Genomic DNA, 15,583 nt, shown 5'->3' with positions numbered 1-15,583 from the left:
GGTTTGGCGGCTTAAATAGCGTCTGTATCGGTCTCGCCGGTACGGATGCGGATGGCCTGTTCCAGATTGACCACGAAAATCTTGCCGTCACCGATCTTGCCAGTGTTGGCAGCCTTGGTTATGGCTTCGATGACACGATCCAGATCCTTGTCATCGATGGCGACATCGATCTTCACTTTGGGAAGGAAGTCGACGACGTATTCAGCACCGCGATAAAGCTCAGTGTGACCCTTCTGACGCCCGAAGCCTTTGACTTCAGTGACGGTGATGCCCTGCACGCCGATTTCAGACAACGACTCGCGCACGTCATCCAGTTTGAACGGCTTGATGATGGCAGTGACTAGCTTCATGAAAACTTTCTCCCGAATTTGGTGGACTTGCCCCAGGAAAACAAACCCGACTCAAGTCTAAGCGCAGTGTCTGGCTTTGTAACGTGCTGGCCGCCTGATCAGGCCAGACCAACTCCAGAAAACCGCTTCTGACGAAACACTTCCCCGCTCCGCCTGCCGCACTGCATTCGTCACAGCGACTGCATCAGTGCATGGGTCATAAGCCACTAAGCAGAAAGCTTGCCATCTCGCGAATATTCATTGAATACAGGCTCTTGGGCTGGTTTTGCACGACCTTGCAGGGTCCATCAAGGAGCGAGTGCACAGCAATGGTGCTCATGTGCCCGTCATCGCGCTCCATAAGCGTGCATCGCGCACCTGGAAGTGACTATAGACACTGCGTGTTACACTGCCGCCCTCTGATTCAGGAAAATCACCATGCTTGCGCCCAAAGCCTTTCTTGACGCTCTCAGCGGCCACGCTTCTCGCCTGTTCAATGGCGAAACGCCTGTACCGCGCAGCGAATTCGAAACCCAGTTCAAGGCCCTGCTGCAAAGCGGCTTCAGCAAACTGGATCTGGTCAGCCGTGAAGAGTTCGACAGCCAGATGGCCGTCCTCGCCCGCACCCGCGCCCGCCTGGAAGCGCTGGAGGCCAAGATGGCCGAGTTGGAAGAAAAGGCCGCCGGGGCCGCAGGGCCTGAAAAAGCCGAATAAGGGCTTTCCTTGTTTTGCTGTCAGTGCGCTGCAGCGCTGAACATTGTCATGCACAGCGAGCCAGGCACCTGACCTGCTCGCGAATCTGAACGGCCTTTTCCATTTCTGTCTTGCCCAGGTGGTGAGTAAGTTGCAGGTTCAGCCAGCATTCGTTGCACGCTTCGCAAGCGCCTTCAGGCTGCAGGCGGTGCCAGCTCGATGGTCCGGCAGTAATCCATGAACAGGCGTGTCGCACGGGTTGGCTGGTTGTTGCGCAGGTAGGCCATGACCAGGGTGGAGGCGGGCATGTCGTCTTCGATATCGAGCTGCACCAGCAGCTCGCCGTCGTAGGTCATGTTGGTTCTTGGGCGCGTGACCAGCACCGAAAACCCCAGGCCCTGGCCGACCATGCAGCGCACCATTTCGATCGATGGTGAACTGTACGCGACCACCGGCGCGTAGCCCTTTTCCGTGAAGATATCGATGAAGTAGGTCCTGCTGGGTACGGCGTCGAGCAGGATCATCGGTTCGTGGCTCAGCTCCAGCAAGGTCACGGTTTTTTTCTTCGCCAGAGGGTGGGCTGCCGGCAGCAGCGCATAGGGCTTGTGCGGTGCATTCAATTCCTCCTTGTTGATCGTGGTTCCCAGTTCCAGGTCGTACAGAAACGCCAGATCGAAGCGCCCACGGTGCAGCCCGTGCATCAGTTCATGTTGCTCGCCGTCATAGAGCTGAATGGTGACGTCCGGGTATAAGCGCTTGAAACCGGCCACCAGTCTGGGCATGTAAAGCGGGGCGGCCGATTCAAAACAGCCAATGGCGATAGTGCCGGAGACATGTTTGTTTTCAGCCCGGGAGTTTTGTTCGAGCTCTTCGGAAAGTCGCAGCAACTCCTTGGCTTTCTCATACACTTTCCCGCCACCGGAAGTTAGCGAAACACCTTGAGCGTGGTGACGGACAAACAGCGGCTGATTGAAGGCTTCTTCGAGGTTTTTGATGGCGACGGAAATAGACGGCTGCGAAATATGCAACTGTCGCGAGGCCTCGGCAATGCTGTCCATTTCGACCGCTGTCACGAAATACTTGAGCTGTTTCAAGGTGAAGTGAGCCACGTGTTACCTCGTGCTGAGCAGACCCTGGACGGCTGCACTTGAATAGCTTTTACCTATGCTTAGCGAGGAGCGTGCCAGCCGCTTGCGTCTTGCGGTATTAGTTGAGCCCGCCGCTGGCCATGGTCATTCAGCAGCATCCCTAAATAATAGGCGCTTGCCAGACAAGCCCGCAAATGCGGGCGGCGCACCTATTACGAGCGATTATCGCGGCGTCTTTATTCAATCGCCCTAAAAGTGTGCAATCCACTCGGTGTGACACTAAAGCATCACTAAGCCTTTTTAACGCGCTGCCGCCCTGGAGATGAATACAGGCATCTCTGCTTAGGATTTTCCTATGCTGCGGGCCAAAACTTACTATTTGGCGGCCGGACCTGGCATCAATCATGATGGCTTCAGAAGGGCAAACGGACAGCGTCCCGTTTCAACTTCAACAGGACGTCGCCCATCACTATTCAATTTGCCGAGCGAGCCGACAATGACGTTTGATTGGAAATACATGTTTGGCCTGTTCAGCGATACGGAATTCTGGATGGCCACCTGGACGGTCATTCAACTCAGTGTACTGACCTGGGTTATCAGTATTGTTCTGGGTTTTGTTCTGGCGCTGGCCAAACAATCATCGTTGCCGCTGATCAACTTGCCGGCCAAAGCCTATATCTGGTTATTTCGCAGTTTGCCGTTACTGGTACTGCTGATCTTTGTCTACAACTTGCCACAGGCAGTACCCGCTACCTCGGCGGTGCTGGCCAATCCGTTCTGGGCCGGCCTGATTGCCATGGTGATGTGCGAAACGGCCTACGTCGCGGAAATTCATCGCGGCGGCCTGCTGTCCATCGCCAAGGGCCAGACCGAAGCTGCCCGGGCACTGGGCCTGCGTTTCGTGGGCACGCAATGGCGGATCGTGATCCCGCAGGCGCTGCGTGTGGCGCTGCCGTCGCTGACCAACGAATACATCTCCATCGTCAAACTCAGTTCACTGGTTTCAGTGATCTCGCTGACCGAGATCCTGATGGTCGGTCAGCGCCTGTATTCGCAGAACTTTCTGGTAATGGAAACCATGGCGGCCGTGGCGTTCTATTACGTGCTGATCGTGACCGTATTCGACTTCCTGCTCAAACGCCTGGAGCGCTATCTGGACGTCACGCAGCACAAGGTGACCCGCACGCCGGACGCCGAAATGCTTGAGCTGGCCAGCCGCAAATCGGCGGTTGTCGCTCGTCCTGTCATCGACTTCGAAGGGCCGGCACTGCAAGCGACGCGACTGCACAAGGCGTACAACGACATCGAGGTGCTCGGTGCGGTCAGCCTGCAGATCAATTCCGGCGAGGTGGTGTCGGTGATCGGCCCATCAGGCTCGGGCAAAACCACGCTGATCCGGCTGCTTAATGGCCTTGAGCAGATCGACAACGGCGACATCAAGATCAACGGCCAGCCATTCATTCACCTGGTTCGCCAGGGCGCGCAAAAGCCGCGTTACGTGGAGAACGCCGCCTACCGCCTGAACATCGGCATGGTGTTTCAGAGCTTCAACCTGTTTCCGCACCTGACGGTGTTGAACAACCTGCTGCTGGCCCCGCGTTATCACCGCCTGGCGCCGGTCCCCGAGCTCAAGCAGCAGGCCTACGAATTGCTGAACAAGGTCGGGATGCTGGAGCACGCCTGGAAATACCCGCATCAGTTGTCGGGTGGCCAGCAGCAACGTGTCGCCATCGCTCGCGCCCTGATGATGCGCCCGCAAATCATGCTGTTCGACGAGCCCACCTCGGCGCTCGACCCGGAGAAGGTCAACGAGGTGTTGCAGGTCATTGAAACCCTGGCCCAGGAAGGCATCACGATGGTCATCGTGACCCATGAAATGAACTTCGCCTTCAAGGTCTCTGACCGCATCGTCTTTATGGAGAAGGGACGCGTGATCTGCGATGACAAACCCCAGGCGCTACGCGACGGCCAGCACCCCCGCGTTGAAGCCTTTCTTAAAGATGTCTCACTGGCCTGAGGCCTTGTTGAAGAGGAGAAGAACATGATCGAGCAATGGCAGATTGACCAGTTTCACGAGCAGGGTTTTCTGGTAGTGGAGGGCGTGCTGGCAGCCGATGAAGTGGCAGCGCTTCAGCAGGACTTCGACCAGTGGGTCGACGACAGCCGCAGTCAGAGTCAGGCCTGGGGGCAGACTCAGGACGGGCGTCCGCGCTTCGACATCGAAAGCGATCATCGGCCGGATCACCCGTCGCTGCGCCGTGTGGCTTCGCCCACGGAGATCTCGCCGGCCTACCAGCACGCGGCATTCCAGTCACGGATGGCAGCCATCGCGGCGCAGCTGATCGGCGGCAATGGCACCCGTTTTCATCACAGCAAGATCAACTCCAAGCTGCCGCACACTGCGACTCAGGTGAAGTGGCATCAGGACTTCCTCTTCACACCGCACAGCAACGATGACCTGGTTACCGCGTTGCTGATGATCAGCGATGTGACCCCCGAAAACGGCCCGCTGAACGTGGCGCCGGGCAGCCATAAGCAGGCGCTTTGGTCGCATTGGCAGAACGAGCGTTTCACCGGTGCCGTGGAAGATGCGGTGGTTGAACAGCATTGCCAGCAACCGGTCGCCTGCTATGGCCCGTCGGGCTCGGTGTGCTTCATGCACACACGCCTGCTGCATGCTTCAAGCCCCAACGAAACCGAGTTCCCGCGCACGCTGTTCATCAGCGTCTATGCGGCTGAAGACGCATTGCCGTTCGGTGAGAACCCTTTGCCCAGCGAGCATGCCGGGTTGATGGTCGCAGGCCTGGAGAGCGGTCTGGTACGCAGCACCGAGAACCATATCCGCCTGCCGCAGAAACCCAAGGGTGCTTCATTTTTCGTGCAGCAAGCCGGAAAAGACGCCGCCGTTGCCTGATCTCCATGACTCCACGAGGAATACCTATGAAGCTGTCAGCTCTGATTGTTCGTCCCGTAGCCCTGGCTTTGCTGGGCGCGGTGGTTGCCATGTCCTCGTCTGCCGCTTCGGCTTTCCAGCAGCCCGGCAAGATCATCGCCGGCTCGGACATGACGTTCTTCCCCTATGAATACATGGACAAGAACCGTCCCGCCGGTTTCGACATCGAGTTTCTCGACGGCCTGGCAAAGGTCATGGGGCTCAAGGCCGAGAACATCGACACGCGCTTTCCCAATCTGATCGGCGGGCTGCAGGGCGGACGTTTCGACATCACCAACTCGTCGATGTACATCACCGCCGACCGCCTGAAAGTCATCGACATGATTCCTTACCTGAAAAGCGGCGAGGCGATTCTGTCGGTCAAGGGCAGCGACTATCAGCCCAAGACGCCAGAGGACTTCTGTGGCCACAAGATCGGCTCCATGGCGGCCACTTCCTGGCTGCAACAACTGCAGAAACTTTCGACCGACTACTGCGTGAAGAACGGCCTGCAACCAATCGCCATCAGCGAGTACGGCACCGACCCACAGACCACCCAGGCCATGCTGGCCCATGCCGTCGAAGCGCAGATCACTGACGCAGCCGTCGCACGCGGCGTGGTCGAAAAACTGGGTAGCCGGGTGGTGATTTCTTCCGAAACCCTGATTTACCCGGTGCTCAACGGCTTTGGCGTGAAGAAGGGCAACGACGAGGTCCGCAAGGCCCTGGAAGACGGCCTTGAGAAGTACAGCAAGACCCCGGAATACGCCGCGTTGCTGGAGAAATACAAGTTCCAGGCACCGACAGCCGATGACATCGCCGCCCTGATGCCCAAGCCCTGACAACCAAAGGACGTGCCTGGCAGGTTCGGCAGGCACGCTCGACCGGAGAGCAATTAGCATGGCCCTTAATTTCGAAGAGCAGACGCGCATAGACCTGGCCGCGACGTTCCGCATCATCGCCCATCTGGGTATGCATGAAGCGGTCGCCAACCACTTCAGCGCGGCCATTTCGGCGGATGGCAAACAGTTTTTGCTCAACCCGAAGTGGAAACATTTTTCACGCATACGTGCCAGCGATCTGTTGCTGCTCGACGCCGATGATGCCGACGCGGCGCATCGCCCTGATGTCGATGCGACGGCATGGTCCATTCACGGCCAGGTCCACCAGCGTCTGCCCGATGCGCGCGTGGTGCTGCACTTGCACCCGGTCTACACCACAGCCGTGGCGTGCCTGGCCAAGCCGCATATTCCGCCCATCGATCAGAACACTGCGCGCTACTTCAACCGCATCGCGGTAGACGAGCTTTACGGAGGCATGGCCGACACGACCGCCGAGGGCGCTCGACTGGCCGGTTTGCTGGAGGACAAGAGCCGCTTATTGATGGGCAACCACGGCGTGATCGTCACCGCGCCCACCGTTGGCGAAGCCTTCGATGACATCTGGACCCTGGAGCGCGCTTGCCAGATTCTGGTAACGGCCTGGTCCACCGGCCAGCCGCTCAAGGTGCTGGCGGACGATGTCGCCGAGAAGACCGCCCGTGACTGGCAGAAGATTACGGATTTCTCTCATCAGCACTTCGAGGAAATGAAACTGCTGATGATTCAGGCTGACCCCTCTTTGGTCGACTGATCGCCCCTGCTACTGACTGGATGCGCGTCTGCGGATGGCGTAGGGCTTTTTGCGCCCGCGCATCGACGTTTCAACACTTTTCATTACGTCCAACAGGTCGTAAGCCACCTGTCGAGGGATGCCGAGATGACAGAAAAAATCATAGAAATCGATACGCTCGTCGTAGGTGCAGGACAGGCCGGAGTGGCCACCAGCGAACACCTGAGCCGTCTTGGCATCGAGCACCTAGTGCTTGAAAAACACCGCGTTGCCGAGGCGTGGCGCAGTGGCCGCTGGGACTCGCTGGTAGCCAACGGTCCGGCCTGGCATGACCGGTTTCCCGGCCTTGAATTCGCCATGGATCAGGACGGGTTCGCGTGCAAGGAGCAAGTGGCCGAGTACTTCGAGCGCTATGCCCGCAAATTCAATGCGCCGATCAAGACCGGCGTCGAGGTCAAGCGCGTTACCCGCAATACCGGGCGTGCAGGCTTTACCGTCGAAACCAGTGCCGGCACCTATGTGGTCAATCATCTGGTCTCGGCGACAGGGCCGTTCCAGAAACCGGTCATCCCGCCGATTGCGCCGGTTAACGAGGCGCTTCATCAGATCCACTCGGCGCACTATTTCAATCCGCAACAACTGCCCGAGGGCGGCGTACTGGTGGTCGGCGCTGGTTCCTCGGGTGTGCAAATCGCCGAGGAGCTGCTGCTCTCGGGTCGCAAAGTGTACTTGTCGGTCGGCCCTCACGACCGTCCGCCGCGCGCCTATCGCGGCCGGGACTTCTGCTGGTGGATGGGTGTGCTGGGGTTGTGGGACAGCGAAACCATGCAGCCCGGCAAGGAACACGTGACCATCGCGGTCAGTGGTGCAAGGGGCGGCTACACGGTCGACTTCCGCCGGCTGGCTCAGGCCGGAATGAACCTCGTGGGCCTGACCGAAAGCTTCGTCGGCAACAAGGTGCACTTCCAGAACGATCTGGTGATCAACCTCGACAGTGGCGACGCGAACTACCTGTCGCTGCTCGATGCCGCTGATGCCTACGCCGCACGCAACGGCCTGGACCTGCCGCTGGAGCCGTCGGCCCGTGAACGCGTGGCGGATGCGCCGTGCATCACCCATCCGCTCAGCGAGCTGGACCTGATCGAGTCAGGCGTCACGTCGATCATCTGGGCCACCGGCTATGCCCTGGATTACAGCTGGCTGCAGGTCGATGCCTTCGACAGCAAAGGCAAACCTCGTCACCAGCGTGGCGTGTCCTGCGAGCAAGGCCTGTACTTCGTCGGCCTGCCATGGCTGTCGCGCCGCGGCTCCGCGTTTATCTGGGGCGTATGGCACGACGCCAAACACGTCGCCGATCAGATCGCCACGCAGCACAAATACCGTTCCTATGACGCCGGCAAACGTGCGGCCCCCGTCGTGCCGTTGCGCAACGTCAACGGTTGATCATCGCGCTCAATGCCCACAGGAGTTACCCATGACTACGCCGACTCATACTCGTATCCGCATGTTCAACACCAAGGACACCTACCCCAATCAAAGCCTGAACAACGACCTGTGTCAGGCGGTGCGCGCGGGCAATACCGTGTACGTCAGGGGCCAGGTCGGCACCGATTTCGACGGTAATCTGGTCGGCCTCGGTGATCCGGCTGCACAGGCGCAGCAGGCGATGAAAAACGTCAAACAATTGCTCGAAGAGGCGGGCAGTGACTTGTCGCACATCGTCAAGACCACCACTTACATCACCGACCCGCGCTACCGCGAGCCGGTCTATCACGAAGTGGGCAAGTGGCTGAAAGGCGTGTTCCCGATCTCCACCGGGCTGGTGGTGTCGGCGCTGGGGCAGCCGCAATGGCTGATGGAAATCGACGTGATCGCCGTGATCCCTGAATAAGGACTGTTGCCCATGACTTTTTCCATTGCCGCCCGCTGTGCCAAAACCGGCCAGCTGGGCATTGCCATCAGCTCGTCGAGCATTGCCGTAGGCGCGCGTTGCCCCTGGCTGCGTGCGGGTGTCGGCGCGGTGTCGTCGCAGAACATCACACTGCCGGCCCTGGGACCGCAAACGCTGGACCTGATGGAGCAGGGCATGTCTGCCTCTCAAGCGCTGGACCAGGTCATGAACGCCAGCCCGTTCAGCGAGTATCGGCAGATCACGGCGATTGATCATCAGGGGCGAGTCGCGCATTTCAGCGGCAGCGAAACACTGGGCATCAACAACGCGGGCAGCGGCGATCAGTGCGTGGTGGCTGGCAACATGCTGGCGAGCCAGGCCGTCATCGACGCGATGATTCAGTGCTTCGAGCAGGCAACCGGGCACCTGGCCGAGCGTCTGCTACAGGCGATGCAGGCCGGTCTGGCAGCAGGCGGCGAAGCAGGGCCGGTCCATTCGGCGGCGCTGAAAGTCGTGGGCGAGCAGTCCTGGCCCATCGTCGATCTGCGCGTCGACTGGGCCGAGCACGACCCGCTAGGCGAGCTGAAAATTCTTTGGCAGGCCTACCAGCCGCAAATGCAGGATTACCTCGACCGCGCGCTGAACCCGGCTGGCGCACCAGGCTACGGCGTGCCGGGAGACGAGCGATGAGCTCCAGCCGCGAGCTGTTGGCGCGGCTGGTGGCCTTCGACACCACCAGTCGCGAATCGAATCTGGCCCTGATCGACTTCGTGGGTGAATACCTCGAGCGCTTCGGCGTCTCCTGCGAGTTGATCTACAACGCGCAGAAAACCAAGGCCAATCTGTTCGCCACCATCGGCCCGGCTGACGTGCCAGGCATCGTATTGTCCGGCCACACTGACGTGGTGCCGGTCGACGGCCAGCCATGGACGTTCCCGCCGTTCGAACTGAGCGAAGCGGATGGCAAACTCTACGGCCGTGGCACTGCGGACATGAAAGGCTACATTGCCTGCGTGCTGGCGCTGGTTCCGGCGCTGACCCAGGCATCGCTGCACATGCCGGTGCATATCGCGCTGTCCTACGACGAGGAAGTGGGTTGCCTGGGCGTACGCTCGTTACTGGCATCGCTGCGGTCGCGGCCGGTGAAGCCGATGCTGTGTGTGATTGGCGAACCCACGGAGCTGAAGCCGGTACTCGGCCACAAAGGCAAGGTCGCGGTGCGCTGCGATGTACAGGGTGCTGCCTGCCACTCGGCCCACGCGCCCAGTGGCGTCAACGCCATTGAGTATGCGGCGCAGTTGATCGGTGAACTGGGTCGCCTGGGCGAAGCATTACGGGCAGCTGATGCCCTTGACGAGCGCTTTGATCCGCCGTTTTCGACCATTCAGACCGGCGTAATCAGCGGCGGCACGGCCTTGAACATCGTGCCCGAGCAGTGCCGTTTCGATTTCGAAGTGCGTGCGCTCCCCACCCTGGACCCGCAGCAGATCGTCACTGCCATGCACGCCTACGCCGCGCAAAAACTGTTGCCGGCCATGCAGGCGGTCAGTGCCCGGAGCGAGATTCGCTTTACTGAATTGTCGAGCTATCCGGGACTGGATATTTCCCAGCACAGCCATGCGGCGGAATTGATTGCCGGATTCTGTGGCTCCCGAGCGTTTGGCACAGTGGCGTTCGGAACCGAAGGCGGGTTGTTCGACCAGTCAGGCATTCCGGCTGTGGTCTGCGGACCAGGCAGCATGGAGCAAGGGCACAAGCCGGACGAGTTCATCAGCGTCGCGCAACTTGACGCCTGTGACGAGATGCTCAAACGTGTACTGGCCTTCGCGTCGCAGCCATGAATCGCCCCCGGATTTCAGTGATACAGTTGCGCGCCGAAATACGCTAACGTCTCGACGCGCCAGTCATGGACTGGCCACTCTTCCCGGCTACTCGAACGTTCTATGGATGGAAGCATGACTGACAAACGTCCCCTTACTCGCTGGTCCCTGGCCGCAACTCTATTGCTGTGTGTTGGCACGTCGGTTTTCGCTCAGGACTCGGCACTGCATTCCGGCAAATACGAGCAGTTGATGCTGGCCGTAACGCCCGAGCATCAGGTCGAGGGTTATTACTCGGAGACGCGCGGCGAGGCATTCAGCTGTGCGTTCTATCTGCAAGGCAAGGTCGAGGCCGGGAAGGGCGCAGCGGTGTCGTCCTGGCTTGATGACGTCTACCCAGGAACGCTAAAAGCCTCGGCTGATGGCGTGGTGCTGACGATCAAGCAAGGCCAGCAGCATCCTGGCTGCATGAACGTGTTGGTACCGGACATCGCCACCGGCATGGATCTGACCCGGACCGCCAGCAAGCAGTGGGTCGGTCTGGTGACCGTCACCGTGGACAAGGCCTGGCTGCAAAAAATACCGAATGCCAAAGCCACCCGAGGCGCCTATATCGTCAAGGATGACGTTGTCGGGGTTCTGGCATTCAAGGATGGCGCGGCTCAGGTCGAGTTCATCAATGCCAATGATCGCTCGTTTACCGGGTGGATCAGTCAGGACCAATATGCGCGGTTGGCCGCGCCCGGACGCTGATGCCGGACGGGGAGGTCAGCCGATCAGCCGCACTCTGCTGAGATCTGTCGAGGGCGGGCAGCCAAACTGGCGGCTGTACTCCCTGCTGAATTGCGAAGGGCTTTCATAGCCGACGCGATAGCAGGCGCTGGAGGCGTCCAGGCCTTCATTGATGATCAGTCGTCGGGCCTCTTGCAGGCGCAGCTTTTTCTGATACTGCAACGGGCTCATAGCAGTCAGCGCCTTGAATCGGTGGTGCAGCGTCGAATTCCCCAGGTTGGCCAGACGCGCCAGTTCGTCGATGCGCAGCGGCTCGGTGTAGTGACTGTTCAGCCAGTCGACCGCCCGCGTAACGCGATGCGTCTGCGAATCCCCGACCGCGATTTCGTAGAGTCGCCGCCCATTGTTGCCCCGCAGCAGCCGGTAGCAGAGCTCCCGAAGTGCAAGGGGCGCGAGCATGCCGATGTCGCGAGGCGTGTCGAGCAGGCGCACCAGCCTCAACACCGTCTCCAGCAATGGCTGATCCATCTGCTCAAGAAACAGGCCCCGCTGCGGCTCGTCCGGAACGCCGTTCAGGGGCGCCTCCGCAATGAGCTGGGCGATGTGCGCAGGCTCGAAATCCAGACGAATACACAGATAGGGAGCTTCGCCACTCGCTTCAAGCACGCGTCCGGCGACCGGCACAGTCACCGCGACGACCAGGTAGTTGAGCGGGTCGTACACATACTGCTCATCGCCCAGCGCAACCTCCTTGCGACCTTGAACGATCACGCAAAGGGCTGGCCGATGCAGCGCATGAATCAGCTCGGACGGCGCGTCGCAGCGGATAACGTGCAGCGGTGCAATAGCGGTTTCATAAACACCGGGAGCCGCAAAGCGCTGCGTCAGCAACTGGATGATTTCAGCCCGGCAAACATCGGTGCCCGGAGCGCTCGCGGCATTGTGTGTATCCATGAAGAACCCCGTCCCAAAGTCAGTGTTGCTGCACGCCTTTCCTTTGCATCGAACGCCATCATAGCGGCCATTGCGCGGCGATTCAGCGTAAGGCAGACCCACAGACAGGAATAGGCAAGTGTCGCGCAGGTATCGGCATGCGCGCAGTGATGAGCGACTCGTAGCATGGCCATCGCAATCAGTTTGAGCCGCGTGCTGAAACTGAGCCAACGATGACTCACGAGGAAAGCCAGTCATGTCGAACATTCAAGGCAAGGTTGTACTGATCACAGGTGCCAGCAGCGGCATTGGCGAAGCTGCCGCCCGACTCATCGCCGCCAAGGGCGCACACGTGGTGCTGGGCGCTCGGCGCATCGAGCGTCTGCAGACGCTGGCGGCAGACATCGAGGTGCAGGGCGGCTCGGCACGCTTCCGCGCGCTGGACGTTACCGATGTGCTCGACATGCAAGCCTTTGCCGACTTCGCCACACACGCGTTCGGCAAGATCGACGTGATCATCAACAACGCCGGCGTCATGCCCCTGTCGCCGCTCGCCGCGCTGAACATCGCAGAGTGGAACCTGATGCTCGACGTCAACGTGCGCGGCGTACTGCACGGCATCGCCGCCGTGCTGCCGAGCATGCAAGCGCAAGGGCACGGCCAGATCATCAACATCTCGTCCATCGGCGGCCTCGCCGTTTCCCCGACCGCCGCAGTTTACTGCGCCACCAAATTCGCTGTTCGTGCCATCTCCGATGGTCTTCGGCAGGAAACCGACAAAATCCGCGTCACCGTAGTCTGCCCCGGAGTGGTCGAATCAGAACTGGCCGACTCGATTTCCGACGAGACCGCGCGCGAGGCGATGAAAGCATTTCGAAAGGTTGCGCTGGAGCCGGATGCGATCGCACGTGCGCTTGTTTACGCGATCGAGCAGCCGGACGGGGTGGATGTGAGCGAGATTGTGGTGCGGCCTACGGGGAGTGCTTATTGATACAGGTAAGGGCTACCACTTCCAGGCCCTTTCAGTGAAGTCGGCCGTTGGGGGGAGCGCGGCTCGGAGAAACGTGAGGTATTTATTGAACAGTACCTCGTGCTGGAAGCGGGCCTCGAAGCCAAGTGTAACGTCGGTGCGGTGGGTGATGATCATGAGGCGCTTTCGGTCGACGGTGACGAAGTTGTACTCGGCCCATGGCAGGCTTTGTTCATGGTGGACGGGGTTTTCCCAGTTGAGCAGCTTGATGGCTGCGATAAAGGAAATGGCCACGGGGCCGATCAGGAACAGCAGCGAGCCGGTGAGTATGGCTACGAATACGAACAGCATGATCACGGTGATGGCGATGCCTTTGAAAAAGGAAGAGGCAAAGTCGGGGTAGTGGAGGTAGTACTCGAGGTGGGCTCTGTCGGTTTTGATGGTGTAGTTGTAGATGGTTTTTTGGCGGACGCCTAACGCTATGATGTAGATGGCGGCGCCGGTTAACGCAACTATTTGGTAGATCGAATGCACTGGATTTTGTAAATAATAGTCCCCGCCTGCCCATAAAATAAAACTCAGCATGATGGCGCATACGAAAATCACGCCAAGTTCAGCGACTAATGTTTCTTTTGGTGATCTTGAGATGGTTTTTATTGACCATGTTAATAGATCTATGTCTGTAAGATGCGGGTTATCATCTTTGTTGGTCTTCTGCTCGTCGTCTATTTTTGTGCTTTTTTTTGCATGCCCGGCTGAGTAGTTTTTTTCGATCATTTTTTCATTCCGCAATTTCAAGGGTCAGTGAGCCCAGTCGACTTGCCGCTTTTACTTCCAGATCTGTGGTGCTAAGCCCATCCATTTTAGTCTCGCCCTCGCTGTTTAGTTTGACTTGAAATAGGTAGCCGATATCCTCAGGGCCCGGATTTATCAGTTCATCGGAGTACCATATTTGCAGCTCCAGATACGTTGCTCCTTCCTCAAGGGGTACCCAGGTTTCCCAGACCACGTCTTCACCGGCAGGAGGCATAAGCGGAAATGTAAAGTCCTCGTGTGCGTTGCCTAAGGGTTTATTAGCAAGCGTTTTAAACTGATCAACACTCTTGAACTGTCCTCTGTCCAGAAATGGCTCGTGTATGGGGGATTTTATTTCTTCTACTGGAAGCACGCCCCATGGACGTTTGCTGCTGATTACGTTGAAATGCACTGACTGCCCGCGCAGAGCACCAGGGAAAAGAATCTGCACGCCAGCGCCGTCTTGCGCTGGAGCGCTGTATGGGCTGTCTCGGCCGAAATAATGATCTTTGTCGCGCGTGGTGCTCTTTACATAAATTTGAGGGCTAAGCTGTATCGTGAATAGAGCGCGTTTTTCTTCAAATTGGCCTTCTGCGTTCGTCGGGTATTTATAGGCTATCGAATTTGACCAGGAACATTTTCGCAACCACCACCCTATACTGTCTTGCTTAAAATAATTCAAGGCCATTGTGGATAACAGATATACCGTGCCGGTCAGCATCAGCACAACACTAAACCATGAGCCCATTGCGAATGCAGTGAGAGAACTCGATGGGTAAAAACCGCTAATAAGTTGAGCCGCGCTGCCTAACCCCATCACGCCTACTGACGCGATTTTTATCTGAGTCGCTATTTGCTCTTCGTTTGTTTTGAGCTTGGTGAGATCATCCTGTATATCAAAAATTTCTAACGTAGCCGCCGCTACTCCAAACGCCCCTATCGCCACCATCGAAACCCGGAACCCACTTATCGCCTCACCCCACGCAACATTACCCCTTGCTTTCCAGTACCCTGCCGACCTGTCAAGAATCCCGACATTCCTGCCATCAATCAGCACCGGCGTGGCCTCCTTGATCACGCGCCACGGCGCTTCAACAAACACCGCCATCAACAAGTTAAAGCTATACCCCAACCCATACGTCACCTTGCCGATGTCCTTGGCACTGAAGTCTCCATCCCGAGTAAGGTCGCGATAAGTGAAGGCGGTGTTGATGAAGTTGAGCATGATCACGCTTCAGGTGATCGAGCCGGCAATCCCTCCCAGTCCATCGAGCCAGCGCCTGGCGGTGCTCAGCCAGTTTTTGGCGATGGCTTTGCCGGACTGGAAGTGCAGGCGAATCTCATCCTGCAACTGCCTGGCGTACTGGTTGTTCTGAAAGTCGAGCAGGGCGGGCATGCTCAGTTCGTGCAGGCGAAGCTTTTGCTCAAGCGCGCGCAGTTGGCTGGCGATGCTTTTGCGGGGGTTGTAAGCGGTGGGGTAGAGCCAGCTGCGACGGGTATCGCTGATCTGTTTGTTGAGCACCTGCCACTCACTGATCCAGTTTTTCAGCTTCGCGAGCATCTTGTGATCGATCGCGATACGCGCCTTCGAATCGAGCAGGATCTGGCCTATCAACAGCGTGCGTATCAGTGCAACGATGTTCTGCTGCTTGCCCACCGCCAGGCGGCTGTCGATGGGTACCCAGGCCAGCAGGATACTTTCGAACGTTGCCTTGCCTGCGCTGCTGGCCAGTTGGCCGAGAGCTTTGAAGGTGTCCTGAACGGGTTGTTTCAGCGCCTTCATCCACGG

Annotated in this window: 15 protein-coding genes and 1 pseudogene; 11 read left to right on the top strand and 5 right to left on the bottom strand. The window is 58.6% G+C overall.

Annotated elements, in window-relative coordinates; genetic code table 11:
* Positions 1-11: 11 nt before the first annotated feature.
* Positions 12-350 (bottom strand): P-II family nitrogen regulator, encoded by a 339-nt coding sequence (gene glnK, locus BLR16_RS26505; RefSeq protein WP_002555808.1) that lies wholly within the window; start codon positions 348-350, stop codon positions 12-14.
* Between the two features lie 417 nt (positions 351-767).
* On the opposite strand from glnK, the gene BLR16_RS26495 reads away from it, so the two are divergent.
* The gene (locus BLR16_RS26495) at positions 768-1,043 is read left to right on the top strand and encodes an accessory factor UbiK family protein (RefSeq protein ID WP_003367538.1); all 276 of its coding nucleotides are present in this window, start codon (positions 768-770) and stop codon (positions 1,041-1,043) included.
* A 173-nt stretch (positions 1,044-1,216) separates the two neighbouring features.
* Here the strand turns inward: BLR16_RS26495 and BLR16_RS26485 are convergent, their stop codons facing one another.
* On the bottom strand, positions 1,217-2,080 hold the full coding sequence (locus tag BLR16_RS26485; RefSeq protein ID WP_044310527.1) for a LysR family transcriptional regulator: 864 nt from the start codon (positions 2,078-2,080) through the stop codon (positions 1,217-1,219).
* Between the two features lie 526 nt (positions 2,081-2,606).
* On the opposite strand from BLR16_RS26485, the gene BLR16_RS26480 reads away from it, so the two are divergent.
* The 9 genes from BLR16_RS26480 to BLR16_RS26435 all read left to right on the top strand — a co-directional run bounded on the left by BLR16_RS26480 (position 2,607) and on the right by BLR16_RS26435 (position 11,117).
* Entirely contained in the window at positions 2,607-4,127 is a 1,521-nt protein-coding gene (locus BLR16_RS26480; protein WP_003435000.1) for an amino acid ABC transporter permease/ATP-binding protein, read from the top strand.
* 24 nt (positions 4,128-4,151) lie between these two features.
* Positions 4,152-5,024 carry a phytanoyl-CoA dioxygenase family protein gene (locus BLR16_RS26475; protein WP_074809205.1) on the top strand — a complete coding sequence of 291 codons (873 nt, stop codon included), beginning with the start codon at positions 4,152-4,154 and terminating at the stop codon, positions 5,022-5,024.
* 26 nt (positions 5,025-5,050) lie between these two features.
* Positions 5,051-5,884 (top strand): transporter substrate-binding domain-containing protein, encoded by an 834-nt coding sequence (locus BLR16_RS26470; RefSeq protein WP_003367532.1) that lies wholly within the window; start codon positions 5,051-5,053, stop codon positions 5,882-5,884.
* 58 nt (positions 5,885-5,942) lie between these two features.
* Positions 5,943-6,674: a class II aldolase and adducin N-terminal domain-containing protein gene (locus tag BLR16_RS26465; RefSeq protein ID WP_003367530.1), complete on the top strand. Its 732-nt coding sequence runs from the start codon at positions 5,943-5,945 to the stop codon at positions 6,672-6,674.
* A gap of 126 nt (positions 6,675-6,800) precedes the next feature.
* On the top strand, positions 6,801-8,096 hold the full coding sequence (locus tag BLR16_RS26455; protein WP_074809202.1) for a flavin-containing monooxygenase: 1,296 nt from the start codon (positions 6,801-6,803) through the stop codon (positions 8,094-8,096).
* Between the two features lie 31 nt (positions 8,097-8,127).
* Positions 8,128-8,544, top strand: a complete 417-nt coding sequence (locus BLR16_RS26450; RefSeq protein ID WP_003408344.1) for a RidA family protein — start codon at positions 8,128-8,130, stop codon at positions 8,542-8,544.
* Between the two features lie 12 nt (positions 8,545-8,556).
* Complete coding sequence (locus BLR16_RS26445; protein WP_074809199.1) at positions 8,557-9,234, top strand: DUF1028 domain-containing protein; 678 nt, start codon at positions 8,557-8,559, stop codon at positions 9,232-9,234.
* Positions 9,231-10,385 (top strand): acetylornithine deacetylase, encoded by a 1,155-nt coding sequence (gene argE, locus BLR16_RS26440; protein WP_074809196.1) that lies wholly within the window; start codon positions 9,231-9,233, stop codon positions 10,383-10,385. Before BLR16_RS26445 ends, argE begins: the two co-directional genes overlap by 4 nt.
* Positions 10,386-10,499: 114 nt before the next feature.
* Positions 10,500-11,117 (top strand): hypothetical protein, encoded by a 618-nt coding sequence (locus BLR16_RS26435; RefSeq protein ID WP_161437961.1) that lies wholly within the window; start codon positions 10,500-10,502, stop codon positions 11,115-11,117.
* 15 nt (positions 11,118-11,132) lie between these two features.
* On the opposite strand, the gene BLR16_RS26430 is transcribed toward BLR16_RS26435, so the two are convergent.
* On the bottom strand, positions 11,133-12,050 hold the full coding sequence (locus BLR16_RS26430; protein WP_074809192.1) for an AraC family transcriptional regulator: 918 nt from the start codon (positions 12,048-12,050) through the stop codon (positions 11,133-11,135).
* Between the two features lie 235 nt (positions 12,051-12,285).
* Between BLR16_RS26430 and BLR16_RS26425 the strand changes: the two genes are divergently transcribed.
* Positions 12,286-13,020, top strand: a complete 735-nt coding sequence (locus BLR16_RS26425; protein WP_074809190.1) for an SDR family oxidoreductase — start codon at positions 12,286-12,288, stop codon at positions 13,018-13,020.
* 12 nt (positions 13,021-13,032) lie between these two features.
* Here BLR16_RS26425 and BLR16_RS26420 read toward each other — a convergent pair whose 3' ends face one another.
* Positions 13,033-13,776: a hypothetical protein gene (locus BLR16_RS26420; RefSeq protein ID WP_003434974.1), complete on the bottom strand. Its 744-nt coding sequence runs from the start codon at positions 13,774-13,776 to the stop codon at positions 13,033-13,035.
* Positions 13,777-13,780: 4 nt separating this feature from the next.
* Positions 13,781-15,583, bottom strand: a pseudogene (locus BLR16_RS26415) (hypothetical protein); the annotation flags it as partial.

The sequence above is a fragment of the Pseudomonas sp. BS3767 genome (genome assembly GCF_900099665.1).
Classification (GTDB): domain Bacteria; phylum Pseudomonadota; class Gammaproteobacteria; order Pseudomonadales; family Pseudomonadaceae; genus Aquipseudomonas; species Aquipseudomonas cerasi.
Note: the sequence above shows the minus strand (reverse complement) of the source record. Positions and strands in the feature narration are given on the sequence as shown.

Bases quoted from the DNA above. Each gene is read 5' to 3' on its own strand.
- BLR16_RS26420 (WP_003434974.1), bottom strand. From the start codon at position 13,776: ATGATCGAAAAAAACTACTCAGCCGGGCATGCAAAAAAAAGCACAAAA.
- BLR16_RS26480 (WP_003435000.1), top strand. From the start codon at position 2,607: ATGACGTTTGATTGGAAATACATGTTTGGCCTGTTCAGCGATACGGAA.
- BLR16_RS26455 (WP_074809202.1), top strand. From the start codon at position 6,801: ATGACAGAAAAAATCATAGAAATCGATACGCTCGTCGTAGGTGCAGGA.
- BLR16_RS26430 (WP_074809192.1), bottom strand. From the start codon at position 12,050: ATGGATACACACAATGCCGCGAGCGCTCCGGGCACCGATGTTTGCCGG.
- BLR16_RS26470 (WP_003367532.1), top strand. From the start codon at position 5,051: ATGAAGCTGTCAGCTCTGATTGTTCGTCCCGTAGCCCTGGCTTTGCTG.
- BLR16_RS26485 (WP_044310527.1), bottom strand. From the start codon at position 2,080: ATGGACAGCATTGCCGAGGCCTCGCGACAGTTGCATATTTCGCAGCCG.
- BLR16_RS26435 (WP_161437961.1), top strand. From the start codon at position 10,500: ATGACTGACAAACGTCCCCTTACTCGCTGGTCCCTGGCCGCAACTCTA.
- BLR16_RS26445 (WP_074809199.1), top strand. From the start codon at position 8,557: ATGACTTTTTCCATTGCCGCCCGCTGTGCCAAAACCGGCCAGCTGGGC.
- BLR16_RS26475 (WP_074809205.1), top strand. From the start codon at position 4,152: ATGATCGAGCAATGGCAGATTGACCAGTTTCACGAGCAGGGTTTTCTG.
- glnK (WP_002555808.1), bottom strand. From the start codon at position 350: ATGAAGCTAGTCACTGCCATCATCAAGCCGTTCAAACTGGATGACGTG.
- BLR16_RS26450 (WP_003408344.1), top strand. From the start codon at position 8,128: ATGACTACGCCGACTCATACTCGTATCCGCATGTTCAACACCAAGGAC.
- argE (WP_074809196.1), top strand. From the start codon at position 9,231: ATGAGCTCCAGCCGCGAGCTGTTGGCGCGGCTGGTGGCCTTCGACACC.
- BLR16_RS26495 (WP_003367538.1), top strand. From the start codon at position 768: ATGCTTGCGCCCAAAGCCTTTCTTGACGCTCTCAGCGGCCACGCTTCT.
- BLR16_RS26425 (WP_074809190.1), top strand. From the start codon at position 12,286: ATGTCGAACATTCAAGGCAAGGTTGTACTGATCACAGGTGCCAGCAGC.
- BLR16_RS26465 (WP_003367530.1), top strand. From the start codon at position 5,943: ATGGCCCTTAATTTCGAAGAGCAGACGCGCATAGACCTGGCCGCGACG.